Here is a 21,031-nt window from a genome sequence, read left to right as displayed (position 1 = left end):
TGCTTGGGTTAGCTTACTTGCCATTTTGTCCCCCGGCAGTGCTCGCGCTCCTCACGTACTCATGTACGCTGCGGGCTCTGCGCGCTGGCGGTGAACAAACTGGCTACGACGCTGACACCCATTAAGTTAACTGCTTGAGTTAGCTATAAAAACTCTGTGCCAACGATCCCAGCAGCAGCTGCCAACCGTCGACCAAGACAAACAGCATCAGCTTAAAGGGCAGCGAGATGGTGGCGGGTGGCACCATCATCATCCCCAGCGCCATCAGCACGCTGGCGACCACCAGATCGATGATCATAAAGGGAATAAATACGGTGAAACCAATCTGGAAGGCGGTTTTCAGCTCGCTGGTGACATAGGCGGGTAGCAGAATACGCATCGGCACGGCTTCCGGGCCTGCCAGCGGCGGCAGGTTGGCTAAACGAGCGTACAGCGCCAGGTCGGTTTCGCGGGTCTGGCGCAGCATAAACTGGCGCAACGGCTCGGCGCCTTTGTCCATCGCCACCTGCATGCTGATCTTGTCTTCGCTGAACGGTTGGTAGGCATCGGTATAGATTTTGTCGAACACCGGCGACATAACGAAAAAGGTCAGAAACAGCGCTAGCCCGAGCATCACTTGGTTCGGCGGCGCAGAAGGGGTACCCAGCGCATTTCGCAGCAAACCCAGCACGATAATAATGCGCGTAAAGCTGGTACACATCAGCAGCATGGCGGGCAGCAGGGTCAGGGTGGTGATGAACACCAGCGTCTGCACCGGCAGCGACCAGCTCTGTGCGCCGTTCGACAGTTGCTGACTGACAATACCCGGAAGTTGCGCGAAGGCGGCAGGGCTTGCCAATAACAGCAGCGGCAGGCTCCAACGCAGAGAGGATTTCAGCACGCTCATTCTTTATTTCCCGGACGTTTCAGCACTTTGGTTAACAGTTGAGCAAAATCAATCGGTTTCTGTGACGTTGTCACCTCAACACTCTCCGGCATAACTGGCGGTGAAGTCAGGGTATGCAGCGGGGTGATTTGGTGCGAGGTCACGCCCAGCACCAGCCAAGTGTTATCTACTTCGACAATCACCACTTTCTCTGAGCGCCCGACCTGACAGCTGGCGGTGACTTTTAATAACTTAGAATTCTTGGTCTGCGGCGCGAAGCCCAGACGCTTTGCCACCCAGCCAATCAGCAAGATCAGCAGCAAAATGCCGCCGAGCACGGTGCTCACCTGTGTTAACGCCGAGCCGGTTGGAATAGCTGGTGCAGCCTGTTGCTGCACCGTGCCGTGCGTCGCGGCTGGCGTGATATAAGGTGAATCGCTGTTGGCCGAGCTGTTAGCGGTAGTCAAGGGAGTGTCTCACTAGCGGCTCAGGCGACGCATACGCTCTGACGGGGTGATGATGTCAGTGATGCGCACGCCGTATTTATCAGCAACTACCACCACTTCGCCTTGGGCAATCAGATAGCCATTGATCAGGATATCCAGCGGCTCGCCCGCCAGTCCGTCCAGCGCCACTACAGAACCCTGCGAAAGACGCAGCAGCTCTTTGATGGTCATCTTGGTGCGGCCCAGTTCCACCGTCAGCTTGACCGGAATATCCAAGATCATGTCGATATCTTGCAGGCTGCCGGTGCCTTCTTGCGCGCCCAGCGCCGCGAATACACCATCGGTTGAAGCTTTTTCGTTGCCACCGGCGGCTTGCTGTTCGTTAAACGCATCAGCCCATAAATCGTCTACGTTTTCCGATCCGCTGTCAGACGGTTTATTGATGTCACTCATGGGGCTGTTCCTCATCCAGGGAATTCAAAATTGGGTTAATCAAATGTTCAACGCGCAGGGCGTATTGTTCGCCAAGCGTGCCGTATTTACTGGTCAAGACCGGGACACCGTCGACGTGAGCGATCAGGCGGTCCGGCTTCTCAATCGGTAAAACGTCACCCGGCTGTAATTTGAGGATTTGCGACAGTCGCAGTGGAATATCGACGAAGTTCGCCACCAGTTCGAGCTGTGAATGCTTCACCTGATGTACTAAGTTTTCGCGCCACTGACTCTCTTCATTGCGAGAGTTTTCTACCGGTGGGTTGGTTAACAGCTCGCGTATCGGTTCAATCATGCTGAACGGGATACAGATGTTGAAATCGCCGCTCAGCGCGCCGATCTCCACATGGAAGGGGGTCGTCACCACAATGTCGTTTGGCGACGAGGTGATGTTGGTGAACTTCACCTGCAACTCGGCGCGCACATACTCCACGCTGAGCTTATACACGCCGCTCCACGCATCCTGATAGGCGTCGAGCGCCAGCGTCAGCATGCGTTTGATCACGCGCTGCTCGGTATGGGTAAACTCGCGGCCTTCCACTTTGGTGGGGAACCGACCATCGCCGCCGAACAGGTTGTCCACTGCGATAAACACCAGACTTGGCGCGAACACGAACAGCGCCGAACCGCGCAGCGGCTTAAGGTGAATCACGTTGAGGTTGGTCGGCACCGGCAGGTTGCGAGCAAACTCATGGTAGGGCTGGATCTTGATCGGGCCAACCGTGATATCCGGGCTGCGGCGCAATAAGTTGAACAGCCCCATGCGGAAGTGACGGGCAAAGCGCTCGTTGATGATCTCCAACGCCTGCAAACGCTCGCGGATAACGCGTCGCTGCGTGGTCGGGTCAAACGGCTTTACGCCATCGTCAGCCTTGAGGGGACTGGTATCAACCTGTTGCGCACTGTCGCCGTCGCTATCGCCGTTAAGCAGTGCGTCAATCTCGGCCTGTGAAAGAATGCTGTCGCCCATAATTTGATTATCGCAGTATGAAAGCAGTGAAAAGCACGTCGCTGATCACCTGATTAGGCTGACCTTTGACAAAAGGAGTACTCAAAGCTTGTTTAATGTCCGTGATCAGCTGCTGTTTACCCGCTTCGCTGACCAGATCAGAGCTTTTCTGGCGAGAGAGTAATAACAGCAGGCGGCTGCGGACTTCTGGCAAATATTCGTTCAGCGCGGCGCGGTTTTTCTCATCCGGCAGGCGCAACGTCAGGCCGATATATAGCACGCGATCCGGGTTGTTATCCGCGTTTTGCAGATTAACCGTGAAGGTGTCCAGCGCCAAAAAAACAGGCGGAGCAGGCGGTTCCTCTTTCTTAACCTGAGCTGCGCCCGGCGCAGACGAATGACCTTGCAGCATCCACCAGGCGTAACCACCTCCGGCCGCGGCAATCAGAGCCAGCAGAACCAATATGATGATTAATTTTGAGCGCTTACCTTTTCGCTTGGTCGCAATAGCAGAGTCAGACATGGATAAGGGAATTTCCTGTAAATGATAATTCTGTGGATGATTATCCCGCCTATCCCCAATTTCAATAGAGGGAATAGGCGGGTTAAACGCGGTTAGCTCTGCCGTTTACCCGCGATCTTTCAACGTATAGCGGGGGCAAATAGGGTCAATCAGGCGAAGATGTCAACGCCGCCTTTGCCGCTGGCTAACTGCTGAAGCGAGGCTGGAACGGGAAGGGCGTCGCTGGCGGAGGCCGCGCCAACGCCGTTAAACGCGGCCCAGCTGGCGTCGCTGCCTTGCGATGAACCTGACTGCTGGCCAAATTGCTGCTGTGCGCCGTTAGAGGCTTGCTGCCACTGCGAGGTATCGCTGCTGACGTTGGTCTGGTTCAGGTTGATGCCGCTATCAGCCAGCGAGGTGCGCAGCTGAGGCATGGCCGCTTCCAGCGCGGCACGCACGCCGCTGTGGCCGGAAACAAAGTGCATCTGCGCCTGACCGTCTTCAATCTTCATGCTGATCTGGATAGAACCCAAATCTTGCGGATGCAGGCGAAGTTCGGCGGTCTGCTGGCCTTGACGGTTAAACATCAACACCTGCTGACCTAGCTGCTGCTGCCACTCCGGGCTACCCAACTGGGCGTTGAGCTGCGGCACGTTAGGGGCGGATACCAGCGTGGTGCTGGTTGGCGTGCTGGACACCGGCACCGAAGAGGCCGCCATCGCCGCGCTATTGATCTGATTAATATTTTGCAGCAGTGCGCCGTTATCGCTGTTTTTCAACTCGCTATTCGGCTGCTGGCTGGCTGCGCCGTTAGCCGTGCTCATTGCCGTCAGGGCATTATTGAAATCATTGGCTTTGCCGGTTGCCGCGCGGGCATCGCCGTGCTGGCTGACCCCTTTGCCGCTGGTGTCGGTCACGGCGGTTTTGTGATCAGCAGCCTTGTCGTCACCCTGCGTGAGCAGTGATTTGGCGTCGCCGCTGAGTGACTGAAGAAGGGCGGTTTTATCTTTGCTATCGCCGCTATTTGGCAAAGCGCCATTTTGCGCCGTCGCTGGCGTCACCTGGGCCGCAGGCTGGGCGGCGAGCATGGCAAACAGTGCCTGAATCGGCAGGGCGTTGGCGTCTTGGCTTGTCGAGTCTTTGGCGTCTTCTTTATCGCTCAAAGCGGCATTTTTCAGCTGGCTGGCATCGGCGGTTTTTAAATTGCCGTTTGGCAGAGCTTGAATCGCCGCCATGATTTGGCTTAGCTGATTGTCATCGAGCGACAGCGTGCCCTCCTGCTCGCCGGTATTCACGGCTTGCGTCAGGCTGTTTTTATCCACCACCTGCCCCTTGGCTGCGAGCTGCTGGCCTAACTGACCCAGCTGGGAACTGAGTTTTGGCCCGAGCTGGGCTTCCAGCTGGCTGGCAAAATCCTGCGTCGCGTTACCGGCGTCGAGATCGGCCAGCAGGGCGGCTGCCCCGGTAGGTTTGCTGTGACCGGCACCTTTCACCGTGGAGGCCGCGGCGGGCTGAATATTCATATTCATGACTGTGATTTCCTATAGGTGCCGCGCTGGGCGAATTCATCCGTTTGCTTTTGATCCAGCCGATTGGCCTGTACGCGTTGCTGCTCGCTGGCGCGACTTTGCAGGGTCTGGTAGGCATTGAGCCGCTGCTGCTTGTCCTGCCACTGGCTGACGGCGGCGTCCAGACGCTGGTTCCACTGCATCAGCTGCTGGCGATGCTGGTCAATAGCCACTTCCAGCGTCGAAATAAACTGCTGGTAGTTCTGCCACGTGTTGGCGGCAATCCCGCCGGTCATGGTGGTGTTGAGCTTCTGCCGGTACTCATTCTGGTAATTGAGTAGCATCGACAGCTGTTCTTGCACCTGACTGTGCGACTGTCGGACCTGACCTAAATGGTTGGTCGCCTGATCCAAGGCTTTCTGCGCCAGAGAGCAGAGAGTGACTAAAGGTGATGAACTTTCCATACACAAGTCCTCTGGTTATTAGCTCGGTAACATCATCTTCAATTGCAAACAGGCATCTTCGTAGGAGCTGCGCTCCATGATGTCCTGCTGCAAGAAGTCTTCCATTTGCGGGTAGAGCCGAATGGCGCGATCCAGCATCGGGTCACTGCCTGCGGCATAAGCGCCGACGCTCACCAGATCGCGGTTGCGCTGGTAGCTCGACAGCAGCTGTTTGAAATCGCGCACGCGCCCGTACTGGGCATCGTCAATCAAGGCGGTCATGGCGCGGCTGATAGAAGCTTCAATATCAATCGCCGGATAGTGGCCAGATTCAGCCAGGCGGCGCGACAGCACCACGTGGCCGTCGAGGATGGCGCGCGCGGAGTCGGCAATTGGATCCTGCTGGTCATCACCCTCGGTCAGCACCGTATAGAAAGCGGTGATCGAGCCGCCGCCGCTGATGCCGTTACCGGCGCGTTCAACCAGCGCGGGCAGCTTGGCGAACACGGATGGCGGATAGCCTTTGGTGGCCGGAGGCTCACCGATGGCCAAGGCAATCTCACGCTGGGCCATGGCGTAGCGGGTCAGGGAGTCCATGATCAGCAACACGTGCTGGCCGCGATCGCGGAAATCTTCCGCAATACGGGTGGCATAGGCCGCGCCCTGCATACGCAGCAGCGGCGACACGTCGGCCGGGGCGGCGATCACCACCGCGCGAGCGCGGCCTTCGTCACCCAAAATATTTTCGATAAAGTCTTTAACTTCGCGACCACGCTCGCCAATCAGCCCGACCACGATCACGTCGGCCTGGGTGTAGCGCGCCATCATGCCGAGCAGTACCGATTTACCCACGCCGGAGCCGGCGAACAGGCCCATACGCTGCCCGCGGCCGACGGTCAGCAGGGAGTTAATCGCCCGCACGCCGACGTCGAGCACGTCAGTAATGGGCGTGCGCTGTAAGGGGTTGAAAGGAGGGGTTATCAGCGCGGCGCGATAGCCGGTATCCGGCGGCGGCAGGCCGTCGAGCGGCTTGGCACTGCCGTCGAGCACGCGGCCAAGCAGCTGTGGCCCGAGGGGCAGCTGTTTACCGGCGGTGTGGCCCTCTGGCGAGATGCGGGCATACACCCGCGCGCCCGGCAGAATGCCTTCCACTTCTTCCAGCGGCATTAAAAATAGGTGTTGGCCGTTAAAACCGACCACTTCGCTTTCGACTTCCTGCACGACGTTGCCGTCATGGCGTTCAATCAGGCAGGTCGCGCCAAGAGGGAGTTGCAGGCCGGTGGCTTCGAGCACCAGCCCGGTCGCGCGGGTCAGGCGACCGTAGCGGCGCAGCGCGGGAGTACGCTCCATGCGCTTTTCAGCGTCATCGAGGGTTTTCAGCAATCGGCTAAGGCGGGCGGTCATCAGAGATCACCCGGCGCCGCGAGGCGGCAGAGTTCGTGCCAGCGAGTGGCTAGCGAGGCGTCCATGTCGCCATCTTCCGCGCTGACTTTACAGCCACCGGCGTGGATCTGGCTGTCAGCCAGCAGACGCCAGCTGTGCAGGCTCAGGGTAACGCCAAGATGCTGCTCAACGCGTTCGAAATCGGCTGGGTTAACCCGCAGCTGCGGCTTGCCTTTGAACATCGGCTCTTGCTGGATCAGCTGTTGAATTTGGGTCAGCAGGGCGGAGCCGTCGCAAATCGGCGGCTGGCCGAGCACCTGCTTGGCGGCGGTCAGCGCCATTTGCATCAGGCGCGAGGCAATCACGCTGTCCAGCGCGTCCAGCGTTTGCTGGAAGTCAGTGACCAGATGCTGCCAGTGCTCGGTGAGCACCGCCTGATGCTGTTGGGCTTCTTGCAGACCTTGCTGCTGGCCCGCTTCCTGACCGGCCTGATAGCCAGCCTGATAACCTTGCTGTTTGCCCGCCTCAAAGCCTTGCTGATGACCCTGCTGCTGTGCCTGAATTTGCAGACGTTGCAGCTCGTTCTGATCAACCTGAAACTGGCTCAGGGGCTCGCTGCTCTCAGTGTCATGCTCTTCGCCATCTTCTTCACCAAACAGAGGTTCGATGGCGTTTTTATACTCTTTACTAGAGTAAGAGGGCGTATTGAGGTCGTTGAGCTTCCACGGCTGCCACGGCAGGGCGTTGAGCTGTTCGGCTTTGCGCTCGGCCAGCGTCTTTTTCTCGGCCGGCGGGTCTTGTGGCGTCAGGGCATCAGACATAGGTATCCTCACCTCCGCCAATCATCATCTCGCCAGATTCGGCCAGACGACGCACGGTTTGCAGAATGGCTTTCTGTTCGTTTTCCACCAGCGACATGCGCATCGGGCCACGGTTTGCCAAGTCGTCGCGCAGAATATCGGCAGCACGTTGTGACATGTTGCGCAGGAATTTCTCGCGCAGCGGCGCTTCGGCACCTTTCAATGCCACCAGTAGCGACTCGCCCTCGATCTCTTGCAACAGGCGTTGGATGCTGCGGTCGTCGACATCCACCAAGTTCTCGAACAGGAACATTTCGTCGATGATTTTCTGCGCCAGCTCGCCGTCGTAGCCACGCATGGCTTCGATAACCGCTTCTTCCTGCTGGCTTTTCATCAAGTTGATGATTTCCGCCGCAGTACGAATACCGCCCATCTTCGAACGTTTGAGGTTTTGGCCGTCGAGCAGGTTGTTAAGCACTTCGGTCAGCTCGGCCAGCGCCGCTGGCTGTACGCCGCCGAAAGTGGCGATACGCAGCATGACGTCGTTACGCTGGCGCTCGTCGAACAGGGCCAGAATATCGGCTGCCTGGCCGCGTTTCAGGTGCACCAGAATGGTGGCGATGATCTGCGGATGCTCGTCGCGGATCAGGTCGGCCGCAATCTGTGGCTCCATAAAGTTGAGGGTTTCCATGCCAGTGGTGGTTTCGCGCGACTCGAGAATGTCTTCCAGCAGGCTGGCGGCGCGCTCTTCGCCCAAGGCTTTGGTCAGGACCGAACGCAGGTATTCGCTGGTGTTGACACTCAGCGCGGCGTACTGCTCGGACTCATCTTCAAACTCGCTCAGCACGTCGCTTAGCTGTTTGTTGGAGATCTGATGGATGTTAGCCATCGCGCCGCTGATTTGCTGAACTTCACGCGGGTTGAGGTGCTTGAACACCTCCACCGCGCGGTCTTCACCCAGCGTGACCATTAGGATGGCGCTTTTTTCGGTTCCGGTCATAGTCATGGTTGTTCTGTACTCATCCATTGGCGGATAACCAGGGCGACGATGCGAGGATCTTTATCCGCCAGCTCCTGAATTCGTTGGGTTTGAACTTCAACACTGACGCGCTGCTGTGAACGGCGGCGCTTGGCCAGCTCGTCGTTAGACAGTTTGGCTGGCTGCGTGCCTTCCGGCGCTGGCATGGCTGCCGCGACGGTCGCCGCAGCCTGAGCTTCGCGGTCGGCCTGCTGTTTGAGCAGGAGAGGGCGAACCATCTTGCGCCACAGCAGCCAGGCAACAATCAGTACCAGTAACCAGCGACCGGCATTCAGCAGTTGATCGAAGAAGGCCGGAGATTTCCAGAACGGCAGTTCGGTGGATTCATCGGCGGTTTCATTAAATGGCGTGTTAACCACGTTCAGGGTATCGCCGCGTTCGGTGGAGAAGCCCATCGCTTCGCGCACCAGTGAGTCAACCTGCTTCAACTGCTCGTCGGTCAGTGGCTTGGCTTTGCCATCCACGCCCGGCTGATAGTTAACCACTACCGCCGCCGACAGGCGCTGGATGCCGCCCGCGCTGTGCTGGGTGTGGGTGATGGTGCGATCCAGCTCGTAGTTGGTAGTTTCATCATGGCGATTGCTGCTCGGACCGGATGGCGCGGCGGTGGCCGCATTGCGGTTAGCCGCGTTGTTCTGCCCATTCGCCTGTTGGCCGTTGGCGGCGTTCGGGTTATTAACGTTGGTCGCCTGATTAGTAATAGGCGCTGTCGCCGGAGCCGTGGGCTGGTTGGAGAGGGCGCCCGGCACGCCGCCGACGCCTGAACCGCCAATTTGCTCATTGGTGCTCAACTGGCGGGAGCGCACTGCGGCTTTATCTGCCGAACCGTTCGGCTGGTAGTTTTCGTCAGTCTGCTCGCGCACGGCGTAGTCAATCTGCGCGGTGATTTGTGCATGCACGTTGCCGCTGCCGACCACGGGTTGCAGGATGGCTTCGATCCGGCGTTGCAGGCGGCCTTCCACTTCATTGGCATATTTCAGCTGCGCGGCGTTGAGGTCACGCCCGTTGCCATCGGCCTGAGTCAGCAGGTGGCCGCTCTGATCAACCACGGTAACGCTGGCCGGAGGCAGGCCCGAGACGCTGCTCGATACCATATAAACGATGGCGTTGATCTGGCCGTCATCCAGCGCGCGGCCGGATTGCAGATTCAACGTCACCGAAGCTGAAGGGTTCTTCTGTTCGCGCACGAACAGCGAAGGTTTAGGGATAGCTAAGTGAACGCGGGCGCTCTGTACCGGCCCCAGAGTCTCGATGGTGCGCGAGAGTTCGCCTTCCAGCGCGCGCTGATAGTTGATCTGCTCGCTGAACTGGCTGATACCAAACTTCTCTTGGTCCATCAGTTCGAAGCCTACCGCGCCACCCTTTGGCAAGCCGGAAGAGGCCAGTTTCAGGCGAGTTTCATAGACTTTATCCGCCGGGATCAAGATGGCACCGCCGTTATCAGAGAACTGATAAGGGATGTTCATTTGGGTCAGCTGGGTGACGATGGCGCCACCGTCTTTGTCGTTCAGATTGCTGAACAGTACGCGATATGTCGGCGCTTTGGCCCACAGCGTCAGGACAACAACAATGGCCACTGCGGCGGCTGCGGCAATGGCCAGAGGGATTTTTGGATTCGCACGCAGGCGGTTGATAAACGCTGTCAATCCGCTTTCAGGGTTTTCTGCGCCAGCAATTGCAGAACTCATACCAGATCCCTATTCAGCTGTTGAACGTTGATGTTCGTGTTGTGTCGTGACAAAACAGACTCCCAAGTGCGCAATCCTGCTGATGTAAAACAGACAAGCGTGTCATTTTTTTAGCCCCTCTCCACAATAAGAGAAGAACCTGATTTTTCAGGTGAGCCATTATTTGCTGCTTTATGCAAAGTTAATGGCCCGATAAGCCATGGTTTTTGCGGTCAATTAGCGCGTTTAGGGAAATTCCTATGTGATAGGGTGTCGTTCCATGAAACACAAATCGGTTTCATCCCCCATTCAGAACCGTGCGAAAATTGAGGAATCTATGGCAATTCAAGGCATTGAGAGTGTTTTGCAGCAGTTGCAGGCCACCGCGCTGCAGGCAGGAATGAAGCAACCTGTTGAACCCCTACAGGAAGCCGGTTTCGCCAGCGAGATGAAAGCCGCGCTGGGCAAGATCAGCGAAACGCAAAACACCGCCAAATTGCAGGCGCAGAAATTCGAACTCGGCGTGCCGGGCGTAGGCTTAAATGACGTGATGGTCGATATGCAGAAATCATCAATTTCTCTGCAATTGGGCATTCAGGTGCGTAACAAGCTGGTGGCGGCGTATCAGGATGTGATGAACATGAGCGTCTGATTGCTCAGAAAGCTTTTTGCCCACATGCAGCGATGGCCTGTGGGCGGGGGGCGAAAAGGCGTGACGCTTACTCCGGCATCAATTCATTAAAATCTTCTTCATACAGTGCTTTACACTCGTCCATAAACTCTGGATAGCCAAGTTCAGAGGTTTGTACTTCGCGACCGAGGCGGGCTTCCAGATCAGCGTGGAACCACTCAAACTCGCCGTGGAGAATGCCGGTAAACCCGGTGAGGATCACACACTGCTCTTGCGTTAACTTTTGCATTTCAATTCCTTGTTTCGTTTCAGGCTGACGGTAGCGGGCCATCGACAGGACATTCATTTCACAAATCTTCCATCAGCAGAGATAAACACTCCGCCCTCGGGTGGTCAGGGATGCCGTCATTATTACGGCCATGGCTATGCCATGCAATCACCAATTCTCAGTATAGGTCGACGGCGTCAATCTCAGGTTACGCAGCGGCTCGCGGTGCAAATCCACGACGGTCTGCGACACGGATTCCAGAAGACTTTCATTTTCAAGCGGCGGCACCGGAATTGTTCTATCCTCTTATTAATCAACCTGAAAATAAGGAAAAGCCAGATGAATGAGGACATTTTCGAACAAGCTCCATTGCCGATGCTGACCCGCTGGCAAGTTGGGGATAAGGTGAAACTGCTGACTTTTCCCGTGGGTGATGACTCGGCGAGCTACCAGTTGGATGTCGCTATTCGCCAAATCATCGACGGCGAGTTTGAAGGGGAAGTGATTAAAGCCGCGCCGGTAGGGCGCATTCCGGCCTCGGCAAAACGCCATTTCGAAGCCGGGACGGTAGTGGAGTTCCGCGCCGCGCATATTCAGGGCAATGCCGGGTGAGATTAAGCATTCCGACCCGCTAAAAACAAGAAACCCCGCGAAGGCGGGGTTTTTACTTCATTGAATGTCACTTCACAGCGCTGATGAGAGTAGAACTTAGCAGCCGCTGTGTTACATCATGGGCTTAACGTTGTTATCCAGTATCAAATCAGTCAGTTCATCCACGGGGATCTCAGGTCTTGCCCCACAGTAACCGACCAGATACCAATTGCCGTCAGCACATTTCTCTGGAGATACTTTATAACGCTCGTTTTGCACTGCAAAAATTGCTGAGTCAGACTGACGCTCTTCGAGCCGATTGTCTGCCCAGAAATAGAGTGAAAACTGATGACAACGGTCGACATGTTTCTGTCCATGCCGACTTCCTCCCAGAAGCAAATAATGGTATTCAGACATTATTACTCCTCCAAATAAGTGATTGATGATACAAGCACTTTCTCCCACACGGGAACGCTCAAATGAGGCGCTGCGAACAATGAATGAAATCGCGCAGCAAAAACAGGACATCAAGCAACACGCCAATTACCTGCCTGAATGGCAGATAATTAGCTTGGTATAAATTATAGGGCAGGACTGAGAACACGACTTAAGCAAAAACTTAAATGTGATCGCTGTCACAAAATGTTTTTGGCAGTAGAAGGGCGACAATTACTGTTCGAGCATTTTCTTATGTAGCTGCGAGGTCAGGATTTCAATCCGTTCGCTTAGCTGTTTAGTGATATTGGTCAGGTCAGTATTCTGTTTTAACAGCTCGAGCATCTGCTGAGTGTGCTGCGCCGCCATCTCCTGTCGCTGCTCATTGGCCTGAGCTAACTCTTCGCGATGCTGGGCATCGGCATCGGCATGGGCCTTATCGCGCTCCGCCTGGCGAGTTTGCGCCAGTAGGATCAGCGGCGCGGCATAGGCGGCCTGCAGGCTGAAGGCCAGATTGAGTAAGATAAACGGGTAAACGTCGAACTTCACCAGCCCGGTGACGTTGATGATGATCCACACGGCCACCACCAGAGTTTGTGCGCCTAAAAACAGCGGCGTGCCGAAGAACCGGGCGAAAGCTTCTGCTTTCAGCGCAAACCAGCCCTCGCCGAAGGTCGGAGCTAAATGGGAATGTTTACGGTGAAAACGGAAGGGGTCGCGTTTTTTGGCTGGCGTATCTGAAGAGATGGGCTGCATAAATACTTCCTTTGTAGGTGCTGAGTAGCGTGCTGATAAGAGTCACCTTAGGATGAAATGCCAGAAACCGATATCTTATTATTGTCACCCTTGCTGTTTGTTGACTGATTATTTATCTATCAGGAAGCTCGGCAACTTTTCCCGAACTATCTGATTGTTAGGTCGGATTTACTGCGCTACTTTTAACTCAGCAATCATGAAAAGGAGAGAAGTATGGGTTTTTGGAGAGTTTTGATTACGATTTTGGTACCGCCGCTGGGCGTGTTGATTGGTAACGGCCTTGGCTTGCAGTTCCTCCTGAACATCGTGCTGACACTGTGCGGCTATTTGCCAGGTTTGATCCACGCATTCTGGATCCAGACGCGTAAGTAATGAATTAAGGCGATTTTTGCCGAAAAGTTCCTCAATTTCATAAGCCCGGCCAATAGGTCGGGTTTTTTATTGCCTAAATATCACAAACATTTAACACGAAACGAAAAGACTCTTTATTGCCTCTCAGGCATCATGTCGCCTCTAAATTGAGCTTTATATTGATGTTTTTGTTAGCCGCCGCGTGCATTGGGCAGGGTATTCGGCTGCTCTTTTTAATTGAAATCATGCCTCTCTGTGAAATAAGGAACTTTCATGTCTAATCCATACGCCGAGATATTCCGGCGCCCAGGAACCAAAGGCTTTTCTGCCGCAGGCTTTATTGCTCGTCTGCCTCTGCCGATGACCACCATTGGCATTGTGGCGATGTTATCCCAAACCCATGGTGAATATTGGCTGGCCGGCGCGGTGTCTGCCACCTTTGCCATGGCCAATGCCTTTATCGCTCCACAGATTTCGCGCTGGGTGGATGTCAAAGGGCAGGCGAAAGTGCTGATCCCGATGGTGACCTTGGCATTTCTGGCATTAATCGGTTTATGCCTGGCGGCGTGGCTCAATGCACCCAATGAAATGCTGTTTATACTGGCGTTAATCGCCGGCGTGATGCCGAGCATTGGCTCCATGGTGCGCGCGCGCTGGACCGAGATTTATCGCGGCAAGTCGCAGCTGCACGCGGCCTTTGCCTTTGAATCCGTGCTGGATGAGCTGGTGTATATGGCCGGGCCGGTGTTCGGCATCGGCCTGAGCATCGCGCTGTTCCCCGAGGCGGGCGTGCTGGCGGCGGCGACCTTCCTCGCCGTCGGGGCATTACTGTTTGTGGTACAGAAATCCACTGAGCCAAAAGTGAATCCTATCAAGCAGAAGCGCACGCAATCGGTAATGAAGCACGGCGCGATGTGGTACGTGGTGACGGTGTTTGTGGGTATCGGCATGATTTTTGGCACGGTGGAAGTGGCGGTCATTGCCTTCGCGCAGGATCTAGGTAACAAGGGCGCCGCGACCTATATCTTATCCACCTATGCTCTAGGTTCTTGCGGCATTGGGCTGGTATTCGGCGCCATCAAATTCAAAAAGCCGTTGGCGAATCGTCTGTTAATCGCAAGCGTGGTGGCGGTGCTGACTACCTTGCCTCTGCCTTTCGTCACGTCGCTGTGGATGATGACGCTGATGGTGTTTGTGGGCGGGGCTATCAGTTCTCCCACCTTCATTACCGGCATGACCCTGATCGAGCGTATCGTGCCTACCACGCAAATAACTGAGGGTATTACGTACGCCATGACCGGCGTGCTGATTGGCTTCTCCGCCGGATCGGCCGCGTCGGGCTGGACTATCGATAACTTCGGCGCTTCAAACGGATTCTGGATCGCGGTAGTGGGCGGCGGTGTGGCATTAGTCGCCATGCTGACGGGTTATCGCCTGCTGGCGGCCTTGTCGCAGCAGGGCGCGCAGGAAAATGACCTTCATCTGAGTCACGAGTAATAACACCCTTCCGGCAGAGAGCAATCTGCCGGAAGGGGCCTTGGCCAAAGCCTAATGGTGGCGCGTGCCTAAATCCCTGTCTTCATCCTCCCCTTCGAGCAAATGACTGAGTTCATCCACGCGACGAATCAGCCCATTTTCCACCTCATACAGCGCCACGACTTTCACTTTTAACCTCTGCCCATTGTGTTTGATGGCATCAACGATGTGCACGCTAGCCAGTGACTGGCCGCAGGCGATCACCTTTTCAAAAGTGACGGTGGCGTATTGAAGCGTGGCCTTTAAGGTGCGGGCGTGCTCGACGAATAAGGCGTGATCTAACACTTTCCCATCGGCGAATTGCTGATACTCCGGGGCGAAATAGCGGCCCGTTTGCTCCGCCGTTTCAGCAGGATCAAACAGCGAATTGAAAATCTGGCCGAGAAATTGGCGTGCCTGAGTGTGCGTCATAGGATGTTCCTCGCGTTGGTTGCATTGACGAGGTTGACTATAGAGGGTTATTTTTGGCGTCATGACTGCTATCAGGCCAACTTATACGGTGATTACGCCATGATCTCAGAATCTGACAGGGGGAACGGATTGCGCTGGACAGATTTCGTCGCGCCGCAGGGGAAAACGACGCCGGTGCATCATCACGCTGACGGTCAATTGCTCGGCACGCATGTGGGGTTGCTGAGTCTGGATTTTGAGCATAGCCAGCGGGCTATCCCTTCAAGCTACGCCGTCTGGGTGCCTTCTGGCTATCCTCACGGTATGCGTTCGCACGGCGCTTTTGACGGCTGGAGCCTCTACATCCGTGAAGATTTGACCCGCGAGCTGCCGCAAACGCCGAAAACCTTTCGTGTGGAAGGGTTACTGCGCGAAGCGTTAAAGCGCGTAAAAAGCTGGGGCGAAGAGAGTGTCCCGGAGCAGGCCAGAGGGGCATTGACGCAGGTCATTTTGGACGAAATCAGGACGTTGCCCGCAGCGGCGTTGGAACTGCCGATCCCCCAGGATCCGCGTTTAATGCGTCTTGTGCGGCAATTGCTGAGTGACGTGAGTGTGCAACTGCGGGAAGAGCAGTGGGCAGAGTATGCAGGGTTATCTGTTCGGACGCTGGTGAGGCTGTTCCCGGCGCAGACCGGTCTAACTTTTACCGCCTGGAGGCAGAGGGCCAGAATGATGCGGGCGATGGAGCTTTTAGCTCAGGGGATGGCGGTGCAGAACGTCGCGCTGGAGGTGGGTTACGACAACGCCAGCGCTTTTATCGCGGTGTTTCGTAAACTGTCCGGCACGACGCCGGGTAACTATTTCTGAACAATTCAGTCGTTAGAACAGAGAAAACAGCACCACCACGGGCAAACTCATTGGCCACGTAAAACCGATCAGCGCCGAGGTTAACAGACGGATTTTGAACGTATCGCGGCTGACCAACAGGGTAAACACCGCTGCCAGCGCCAAACCACCCCAGTAAATTGTTTTAATGACTTCCCACCACACGTGCACGACATACCCCTAATACAACCAAAATAGATAAAGCAGGGCATATTCTAGGGCGTTAACATTTGGTAATCAAATAATGTGTGTTTTAGGTCACATTTTTACAGAGTTTACATCTGCACATGAGATTTACGCGTTGAAATAACAGGGCGTTAACGTTCCACCCTGAAAGCTCACAGCGAGCGCAGGTGGCCGCGGATCGAGGTGGGCGCAAAGCCAAAGCGTTTGCGAAAACGTTCGGCAAAGCGTGAACTGCTTTCGTAGCCAACCTGATGGGCAATGTGGGAAATGGCTAAATCCGTGCATTGCAGCAGGCGCAGGGCGTGGGTCATGCGCACATCTATCATCAAATTACGCAGCACGCTGTTCTCTGTCGCCAGCCTGCGGCGCAACATCACTTCATTCATCATCAATTTTTCAGCCACTTCGGCAGCCGTAAATGACTTGTGCAGATTGTTGACCAGTAAATCGCGAACTTGCTGAGTGATGCTTTCACTATGCTGCCTCGAGTAACTGATCCCCAGATGAGACAGCCACAGCAGTTGCTCAATCATGCGATGGCGGGCAATGGTCGGCGGCAGGCTCTTATGCCACATCATCGAATGGTGGGTATCAGTAAACGATTGCCTAAAGGCCGGCGGAATGTGCGGGATGACGCGAATGTCTTCGACCTTAGTCAATACGCCTTCAAATGGCGAGACGTAGAGGCGGGAATCGCAAAAAAGCGAGCTGTCCCACGACATAATCGCGCAGCTGAAAATACCCTCATCAGAGGGAACATTGGTAATGCTCAGCGAGTGGCCGCTATTGACTGCCAGCATCTCGCCACTTTGAATGCGGCTTTCTTGCATACCGTGGCGCAGTGTGGAATGCCCCTGCAGGATTAATATGAGTTCGGGTTTATCGACGAAAATATCGCTGGTAAGCAGCTCACTGTGCTGAATAAGCAGTGAGGATGTACCAATCCCTGGAGATACTTTTATTTTACGAACCATCGCGATTTTGCCCGAAGCCGCACGTCATATTGCCGACGTTGTTCCAGAGTTTAATTACCCTTGAACAGTTGCCGATATTTTCGTCGGTGAAAACGATATTAGTGAGGGCGACAGAGAAAAGACACCGGGTAAGGGCGGCTTATTCTCTGTCTCTGAAGCCTTTAATATACACAAGAAGCTAAGAAAGTGGCTAGCAATGGTATTAGGGAAACTATTATTGATCGCGCATAGCGATTGCTCTGTCGGTAAAACGCCCATAGGTCGAATTGACCTCCTGCTGTTTTACGGACTGGCCAATAAGCTCAGCCAGCTGATCCATTCGTGCCTGCAATAGCGTTTTAATCTGAGTTTCATTATCCAGAATACGTCGCAGACTCTGACGAATAATATTCTGGATATTTAATGAGGTCTCTTCTGACAGCGGCAGTGTAGTGGTTGCCTCTACCGCCTTCAGGTAACTGACTTCAAGTTCTACCAATTCATCCCACTTTTCGTCTTTCGCCAGCAGTAACATTTCTTCGCTTAGCGTAAGGATCATCTGATACTCATTAACCAGGTACTGATGTCGATCCATTATATTGGTCCTGCGAGGGGTGATAGTTAGGGCCGATCTGCCGCCAGGCATCGGCTATATTTTCCAGCAATGCCATAACTTCAGTAATAGCCTGCTGATCGTTATGCAAATTGGCATGAATTAAACGGCGAACCATGTAGGAATAGAGCGCCTCCAGATTATCAACTAATTCTGGATCGCCTTTCTCACGGCTTAAGCCAGCAATGAGTCCGTTATCGATAATATTAATGGCCTTCGACAGCGCATTGCCTTTCCCTGGAATATCCCCCTGCTGGATAAGAATACCGGCGCGGATAAGGGCGCTGCGCGCCCCGTCAAATAACATCACCACCAGCTGATGGGGTGATGCACTCATTACCGCACTTTCCAGACCGACTTGCGCATAAGCTTTAGCGCCGGAGTTCTTGTACATAATCAGTCCTTATTGACTTCCACTCATCGCGGCAAATTGCTGCGTTAAGTAGCTACCGGTGTTGGTTAATTTGTTAACCAGTACGGATAGGTTAGTAAATTGGTTTTTGTAGTTAGTCAGATTGAGCGTGATGCTGGCTTGGGTCTTGGTCATCTGATCTGACAGGTTTTTCAGCGATTTATTGATACCGTCTTCAGCGGCTTGCACTGTGCCGTTGGTTGGGTCGAGCATCTTGGTCAGCATGTTGGTCGCTTGCGTACCGAAACCGGTAGTTTTGCCGTCGCCCGCGAAGAACTGCACCACGCTGCCCGGCTTTTTAGTGATCGCGTTGTTTAATTTAGTGCTGTCTACTGTCAATTTGCCATTGACGTCTTGGGTGATACCCATGCTGGCTAAGGTTGAGAAGTCAGTATTTGGCTGGGAAGACGCAATACTTCCGCGCAGCTGGGTAGAAATAGTACGCACGGTGCCGTCGCCAAACAGGGCGCCGTTGCTGGCGTTTTGGCTATCAGCCCCTTTATCAACTGCGGTGTAAGCAGTCTGGCTGGCGATAGTGGTTTGCAATGAGTTATAGGCATCCACGTAGTTTTGGATCGCCTTGGTCATCGCGCTAGGATCTTGCGTCAGCGTTAAGGTCTCAGGGCCAGAACTGTTGGCGTTGGCGCTGGTCAACGATTTTAAGGTCAGCGTCACGCCATCCAGCGCGTCGGAAATCACGTTGCTGCTACGGGTGATTTCAACATTATTATTGATAGTGAATTTGGCGTCTTGCGCTGCCGTGGTGACTTTCATGCCGTTGGTGCTGGAAGAGGGGTTGTAACCCACTACGCTGTTCAGCGCGTCATCACCAGATACGCTGACGGTCATGGCATTCGCTACGCCGGTATCATTTGCGGTGATAGACAAATAATAGGTGTTGTCGTTCGCTTTAATCACGCTGGCCGTGACGCCGGCCTGCTTGGCGTTGATGGCATCGCGCATACCGTTCAGGCTAGTTTGATCATCCGTCAGCGGAATAGTGACCGGATCTTTGCCCGTCTGCGCAATAGTGATAGAGCGGTTAGCTGCGCCCGTGGTGCCTAACGCGGCTTTTGGGTCAGACTTTGCAGCAGACAGCAGAGACTGCGCCTGCGCCAACTGCGTGACATTGATTTGATATGAGCCTGCCGGAGCAGAAGCATTTGGCGTCAACGCCGCGCTAAAAGAGGTATTGGTGCTTGTAACAGAAGTGCCCGCGATTTGGCTGGCGTTTTGCAGCGCGGTGGCGGCAGTCTTCAATTTATCCAGTGACGTTTGCAGAATACTGAAAGAGGTCAGTTTCGCTTTATAAGAAGTTTGTTGATTGGTCAGCGGTGTTAGACGGTCATTTTCAGCTTTGGTCAGTGAATCCATCAAGCTGTTAAGGTCAAGACTGGTACCTGCACCGAGAGAACTTACACTAGCCATTATTTATATTCCTTAGAGAGAAGGGTGTTACCAGTGTTATCGGCAAGGATGGCACGAAGTTTATACCCGGCTGGATAAATTTTATGGCAAGAATAACCGCGCATATTAGGGGCAATTTGCGCCATTATTTGCAGGTGCAATAAAGGAAGGAATTTGCGTTCGGGGATTATTTTATAATTTTTTTAAATTCTGACTAAAGGTTCTGGGTGTAGCGCCGATACAAGTTTGGACGGTGATAAAGCCGTAGGCCGAAAGCCTAAACCTAAATAACAGAATTTAAGGAAATCATACTATGGCGGTAATCAACACTAACAGCTTGTCCCTGATGACTCAGAACAACCTGAACAAATCTCAAGCATCCCTGGGCACCGCCATTGAGCGTCTGTCTTCAGGTCTGCGTATCAACAGCGCAAAAGACGATGCAGCGGGCCAGGCGATTGCCAACCGCTTCACTTCTAACATCAATGGCCTGACCGTTGCTTCCCGTAACGCAAACGACGGTATCTCTCTGTCACAGACCGCTGAAGGCGCACTGAGCGAAATCAACAACAACTTGCAACGTGTTCGTGACCTGACCGTTCAAGCGCAGAACAGCTCTAACTCCGCATCTGACATCGACTCCATCCAGTCTGAAGTTAACCAGCGTATGGAAGAGATCAACCGCGTTACTAAGCAAACTGACTTCAACGGCATCAAAGTTCTGGACAACCGTACTGCTGCTACCAGCAACTACGATTTCCAGGTTGGTTCTAAAGATGGCGAGCAAATCAGCATCGGTATCGGTTCAAGCGCTGGCTGGAACCTGGCTGCTTCTAACGGTGACGGCACTTCTAGCGACAACATCAACACTTACAAACCAACTACGCTGACTGCGTTGAAAACTGCACAAACTGCAGCAACCACGTCTAACACTGCTTACTTGGCAGCTAAAGCAATTTCTGACGCAGATCCAACTGATACAACTAAAGCTGGTAACACTGCAACTGCTAAAACTGACTTGGATGCTAAAAATACCGCAGTTACTACCGCTCTGAAAACCTCTACCGATGCTAAAGAAGCGGTAAACGGCAACGCGCGTACAGTGGCTGCAGAAGGCTTCGACGTTCTGAAAGGTACCGTTAAGAATGATGGTACTGCAGCAGGTTCAAGCCCACTGGCTGACATCGATGCTGCTCTGAAAGCGGTTGATACTCAACGTTCTTCTCTGGGTGCTTCTCAGAACCGTTTCGAATCTACCATCACTAACCTGAGCAGCACTGTTGATAACCTGACTTCAGCACGTAGCCGTATCCAGGATGCTGATTACTCTACCGAAGTTTCCAACATGAGCCGTGCGCAGATCCTGCAACAGGCTGGTACTTCAGTACTGTCTAAAGCTAACCAGGTTCCTCAGTCAGTGTTGTCTCTGCTGCAGGGCTAATCGCTTCTCAGTTTTAACGCTTATAAAGGCGGCCATTTGGCCGCCTTTTTCTTTGATTGAAAGTAAGACTCGCGGGGCATAC

26 protein-coding genes are annotated in these 21,031 nt (G+C 54.3%); 6 read left to right on the top strand and 20 right to left on the bottom strand.

What is annotated here, in order from left to right; translation table 11 throughout:
* Positions 1–139 precede the first annotated feature (139 nt).
* From fliP to fliF, 11 genes are all read right to left on the bottom strand, one after another.
* Positions 140–886 (bottom strand): flagellar type III secretion system pore protein FliP, encoded by a 747-nt coding sequence (gene fliP / locus SBO83_RS06145; RefSeq protein ID WP_034790072.1) that lies wholly within the window; start codon positions 884–886, stop codon positions 140–142.
* A complete protein-coding gene (fliO, locus tag SBO83_RS06140; protein ID WP_396130811.1) occupies positions 883–1,332 on the bottom strand; it encodes a flagellar biosynthetic protein FliO in 450 nt (149 codons plus the stop codon). Before fliO ends, fliP begins: the two co-directional genes overlap by 4 nt.
* A gap of 12 nt (positions 1,333–1,344) precedes the next feature.
* Positions 1,345–1,764 (bottom strand): flagellar motor switch protein FliN, encoded by a 420-nt coding sequence (gene fliN, locus SBO83_RS06135; RefSeq protein WP_353501909.1) that lies wholly within the window; start codon positions 1,762–1,764, stop codon positions 1,345–1,347.
* Positions 1,757–2,773: a flagellar motor switch protein FliM gene (gene fliM / locus SBO83_RS06130; protein ID WP_353501910.1), complete on the bottom strand. Its 1,017-nt coding sequence runs from the start codon at positions 2,771–2,773 to the stop codon at positions 1,757–1,759. The genes fliN and fliM overlap by 8 nt, the downstream gene beginning before the upstream one ends.
* A 7-nt stretch (positions 2,774–2,780) precedes the next feature.
* Positions 2,781–3,275, bottom strand: a complete 495-nt coding sequence (gene fliL, locus SBO83_RS06125) for a flagellar basal body-associated protein FliL (protein ID WP_353501911.1) — start codon at positions 3,273–3,275, stop codon at positions 2,781–2,783.
* 149 nt (positions 3,276–3,424) lie between these two features.
* Complete coding sequence (locus SBO83_RS06120; protein WP_396130810.1) at positions 3,425–4,783, bottom strand: flagellar hook-length control protein FliK; 1,359 nt, start codon at positions 4,781–4,783, stop codon at positions 3,425–3,427.
* Complete coding sequence (gene fliJ, locus SBO83_RS06115) at positions 4,780–5,226, bottom strand: flagellar export protein FliJ (RefSeq protein ID WP_353501913.1); 447 nt, start codon at positions 5,224–5,226, stop codon at positions 4,780–4,782. Before fliJ ends, SBO83_RS06120 begins: the two co-directional genes overlap by 4 nt.
* Before the next feature lie 18 nt (positions 5,227–5,244).
* Positions 5,245–6,609, bottom strand: a complete 1,365-nt coding sequence (fliI, locus tag SBO83_RS06110; protein ID WP_353501914.1) for a flagellar protein export ATPase FliI — start codon at positions 6,607–6,609, stop codon at positions 5,245–5,247.
* Positions 6,609–7,409: a flagellar assembly protein FliH gene (gene fliH, locus SBO83_RS06105; protein ID WP_353501915.1), complete on the bottom strand. Its 801-nt coding sequence runs from the start codon at positions 7,407–7,409 to the stop codon at positions 6,609–6,611. Before fliH ends, fliI begins: the two co-directional genes overlap by 1 nt.
* On the bottom strand, positions 7,402–8,394 hold the full coding sequence (gene fliG, locus SBO83_RS06100) for a flagellar motor switch protein FliG (protein ID WP_034790081.1): 993 nt from the start codon (positions 8,392–8,394) through the stop codon (positions 7,402–7,404). The genes fliH and fliG overlap by 8 nt, the downstream gene beginning before the upstream one ends.
* Positions 8,391–10,115, bottom strand: a complete 1,725-nt coding sequence (gene fliF / locus SBO83_RS06095; RefSeq protein WP_396130809.1) for a flagellar basal-body MS-ring/collar protein FliF — start codon at positions 10,113–10,115, stop codon at positions 8,391–8,393. Before fliF ends, fliG begins: the two co-directional genes overlap by 4 nt.
* Before the next feature lie 316 nt (positions 10,116–10,431).
* Between fliF and fliE the strand changes: the two genes are divergently transcribed.
* Positions 10,432–10,746: a flagellar hook-basal body complex protein FliE gene (gene fliE / locus SBO83_RS06090; RefSeq protein ID WP_353503957.1), complete on the top strand. Its 315-nt coding sequence runs from the start codon at positions 10,432–10,434 to the stop codon at positions 10,744–10,746.
* A gap of 67 nt (positions 10,747–10,813) precedes the next feature.
* Here the strand turns inward: fliE and SBO83_RS06085 are convergent, their stop codons facing one another.
* Entirely contained in the window at positions 10,814–11,014 is a 201-nt protein-coding gene (locus SBO83_RS06085; protein WP_396130808.1) for a DUF7736 domain-containing protein, read from the bottom strand.
* Positions 11,015–11,332: 318 nt separating this feature from the next.
* Here SBO83_RS06085 and SBO83_RS06080 point away from each other — a divergent pair, with 318 nt between their 5' ends.
* Positions 11,333–11,605 (top strand): hypothetical protein, encoded by a 273-nt coding sequence (locus SBO83_RS06080; RefSeq protein WP_353501918.1) that lies wholly within the window; start codon positions 11,333–11,335, stop codon positions 11,603–11,605.
* Positions 11,606–11,716: 111 nt separating this feature from the next.
* On the opposite strand, the gene SBO83_RS06075 is transcribed toward SBO83_RS06080, so the two are convergent.
* Both SBO83_RS06075 and SBO83_RS06070 read right to left on the bottom strand, forming a co-directional pair.
* Positions 11,717–12,001 carry a hypothetical protein gene (locus SBO83_RS06075; protein WP_034790093.1) on the bottom strand — a complete coding sequence of 95 codons (285 nt, stop codon included), beginning with the start codon at positions 11,999–12,001 and terminating at the stop codon, positions 11,717–11,719.
* Between the two features lie 252 nt (positions 12,002–12,253).
* Complete coding sequence (locus SBO83_RS06070) at positions 12,254–12,775, bottom strand: DUF1003 domain-containing protein (RefSeq protein ID WP_396130807.1); 522 nt, start codon at positions 12,773–12,775, stop codon at positions 12,254–12,256.
* Positions 12,776–12,988: 213 nt separating this feature from the next.
* On the opposite strand from SBO83_RS06070, the gene SBO83_RS06065 reads away from it, so the two are divergent.
* Together SBO83_RS06065 and SBO83_RS06060 are read left to right on the top strand one after the other, a co-directional pair.
* The gene (locus SBO83_RS06065; RefSeq protein WP_034790096.1) at positions 12,989–13,147 is read left to right on the top strand and encodes a YqaE/Pmp3 family membrane protein; all 159 of its coding nucleotides are present in this window, start codon (positions 12,989–12,991) and stop codon (positions 13,145–13,147) included.
* A 252-nt stretch (positions 13,148–13,399) separates the two neighbouring features.
* Positions 13,400–14,623 carry an MFS transporter gene (locus SBO83_RS06060; RefSeq protein ID WP_353501920.1) on the top strand — a complete coding sequence of 408 codons (1,224 nt, stop codon included), beginning with the start codon at positions 13,400–13,402 and terminating at the stop codon, positions 14,621–14,623.
* Between the two features lie 51 nt (positions 14,624–14,674).
* Here the strand turns inward: SBO83_RS06060 and SBO83_RS06055 are convergent, their stop codons facing one another.
* Positions 14,675–15,073 (bottom strand): nuclear transport factor 2 family protein, encoded by a 399-nt coding sequence (locus SBO83_RS06055; RefSeq protein ID WP_396130806.1) that lies wholly within the window; start codon positions 15,071–15,073, stop codon positions 14,675–14,677.
* Between the two features lie 99 nt (positions 15,074–15,172).
* Between SBO83_RS06055 and SBO83_RS06050 the strand changes: the two genes are divergently transcribed.
* A complete protein-coding gene (locus SBO83_RS06050; RefSeq protein WP_396130805.1) occupies positions 15,173–15,919 on the top strand; it encodes a helix-turn-helix domain-containing protein in 747 nt (248 codons plus the stop codon).
* A 12-nt stretch (positions 15,920–15,931) separates the two neighbouring features.
* On the opposite strand, the gene SBO83_RS06045 is transcribed toward SBO83_RS06050, so the two are convergent.
* The 5 genes from SBO83_RS06045 to fliD form a co-directional block, all read right to left on the bottom strand.
* Positions 15,932–16,108, bottom strand: coding sequence for a GhoT/OrtT family toxin (locus tag SBO83_RS06045; RefSeq protein WP_034790125.1), 177 nt, complete (start codon positions 16,106–16,108; stop codon positions 15,932–15,934).
* Positions 16,109–16,275: 167 nt separating this feature from the next.
* Complete coding sequence (locus tag SBO83_RS06040) at positions 16,276–17,097, bottom strand: helix-turn-helix domain-containing protein (protein WP_396130804.1); 822 nt, start codon at positions 17,095–17,097, stop codon at positions 16,276–16,278.
* Between the two features lie 214 nt (positions 17,098–17,311).
* Positions 17,312–17,671 carry a flagella biosynthesis regulatory protein FliT gene (gene fliT / locus SBO83_RS06035; RefSeq protein WP_396130803.1) on the bottom strand — a complete coding sequence of 120 codons (360 nt, stop codon included), beginning with the start codon at positions 17,669–17,671 and terminating at the stop codon, positions 17,312–17,314.
* Entirely contained in the window at positions 17,646–18,083 is a 438-nt protein-coding gene (fliS, locus tag SBO83_RS06030; RefSeq protein ID WP_034790131.1) for a flagellar export chaperone FliS, read from the bottom strand. The genes fliT and fliS overlap by 26 nt, the downstream gene beginning before the upstream one ends.
* 9 nt (positions 18,084–18,092) lie before the next feature.
* The gene (fliD, locus tag SBO83_RS06025; RefSeq protein WP_396130802.1) at positions 18,093–19,529 is read right to left on the bottom strand and encodes a flagellar filament capping protein FliD; all 1,437 of its coding nucleotides are present in this window, start codon (positions 19,527–19,529) and stop codon (positions 18,093–18,095) included.
* A 292-nt stretch (positions 19,530–19,821) separates the two neighbouring features.
* Here fliD and SBO83_RS06020 point away from each other — a divergent pair, with 292 nt between their 5' ends.
* On the top strand, positions 19,822–20,949 hold the full coding sequence (locus SBO83_RS06020) for a FliC/FljB family flagellin (RefSeq protein ID WP_396130801.1): 1,128 nt from the start codon (positions 19,822–19,824) through the stop codon (positions 20,947–20,949).
* Positions 20,950–21,031 lie beyond the last annotated feature (82 nt).

It is taken from the genome of Ewingella allii (assembly GCF_044430645.1).
GTDB lineage: Bacteria > Pseudomonadota > Gammaproteobacteria > Enterobacterales > Enterobacteriaceae > Ewingella > Ewingella allii.
The sequence above is the reverse complement of the archived record's forward strand: the minus strand, read 5'-3'. Positions and strand labels throughout refer to the sequence as shown.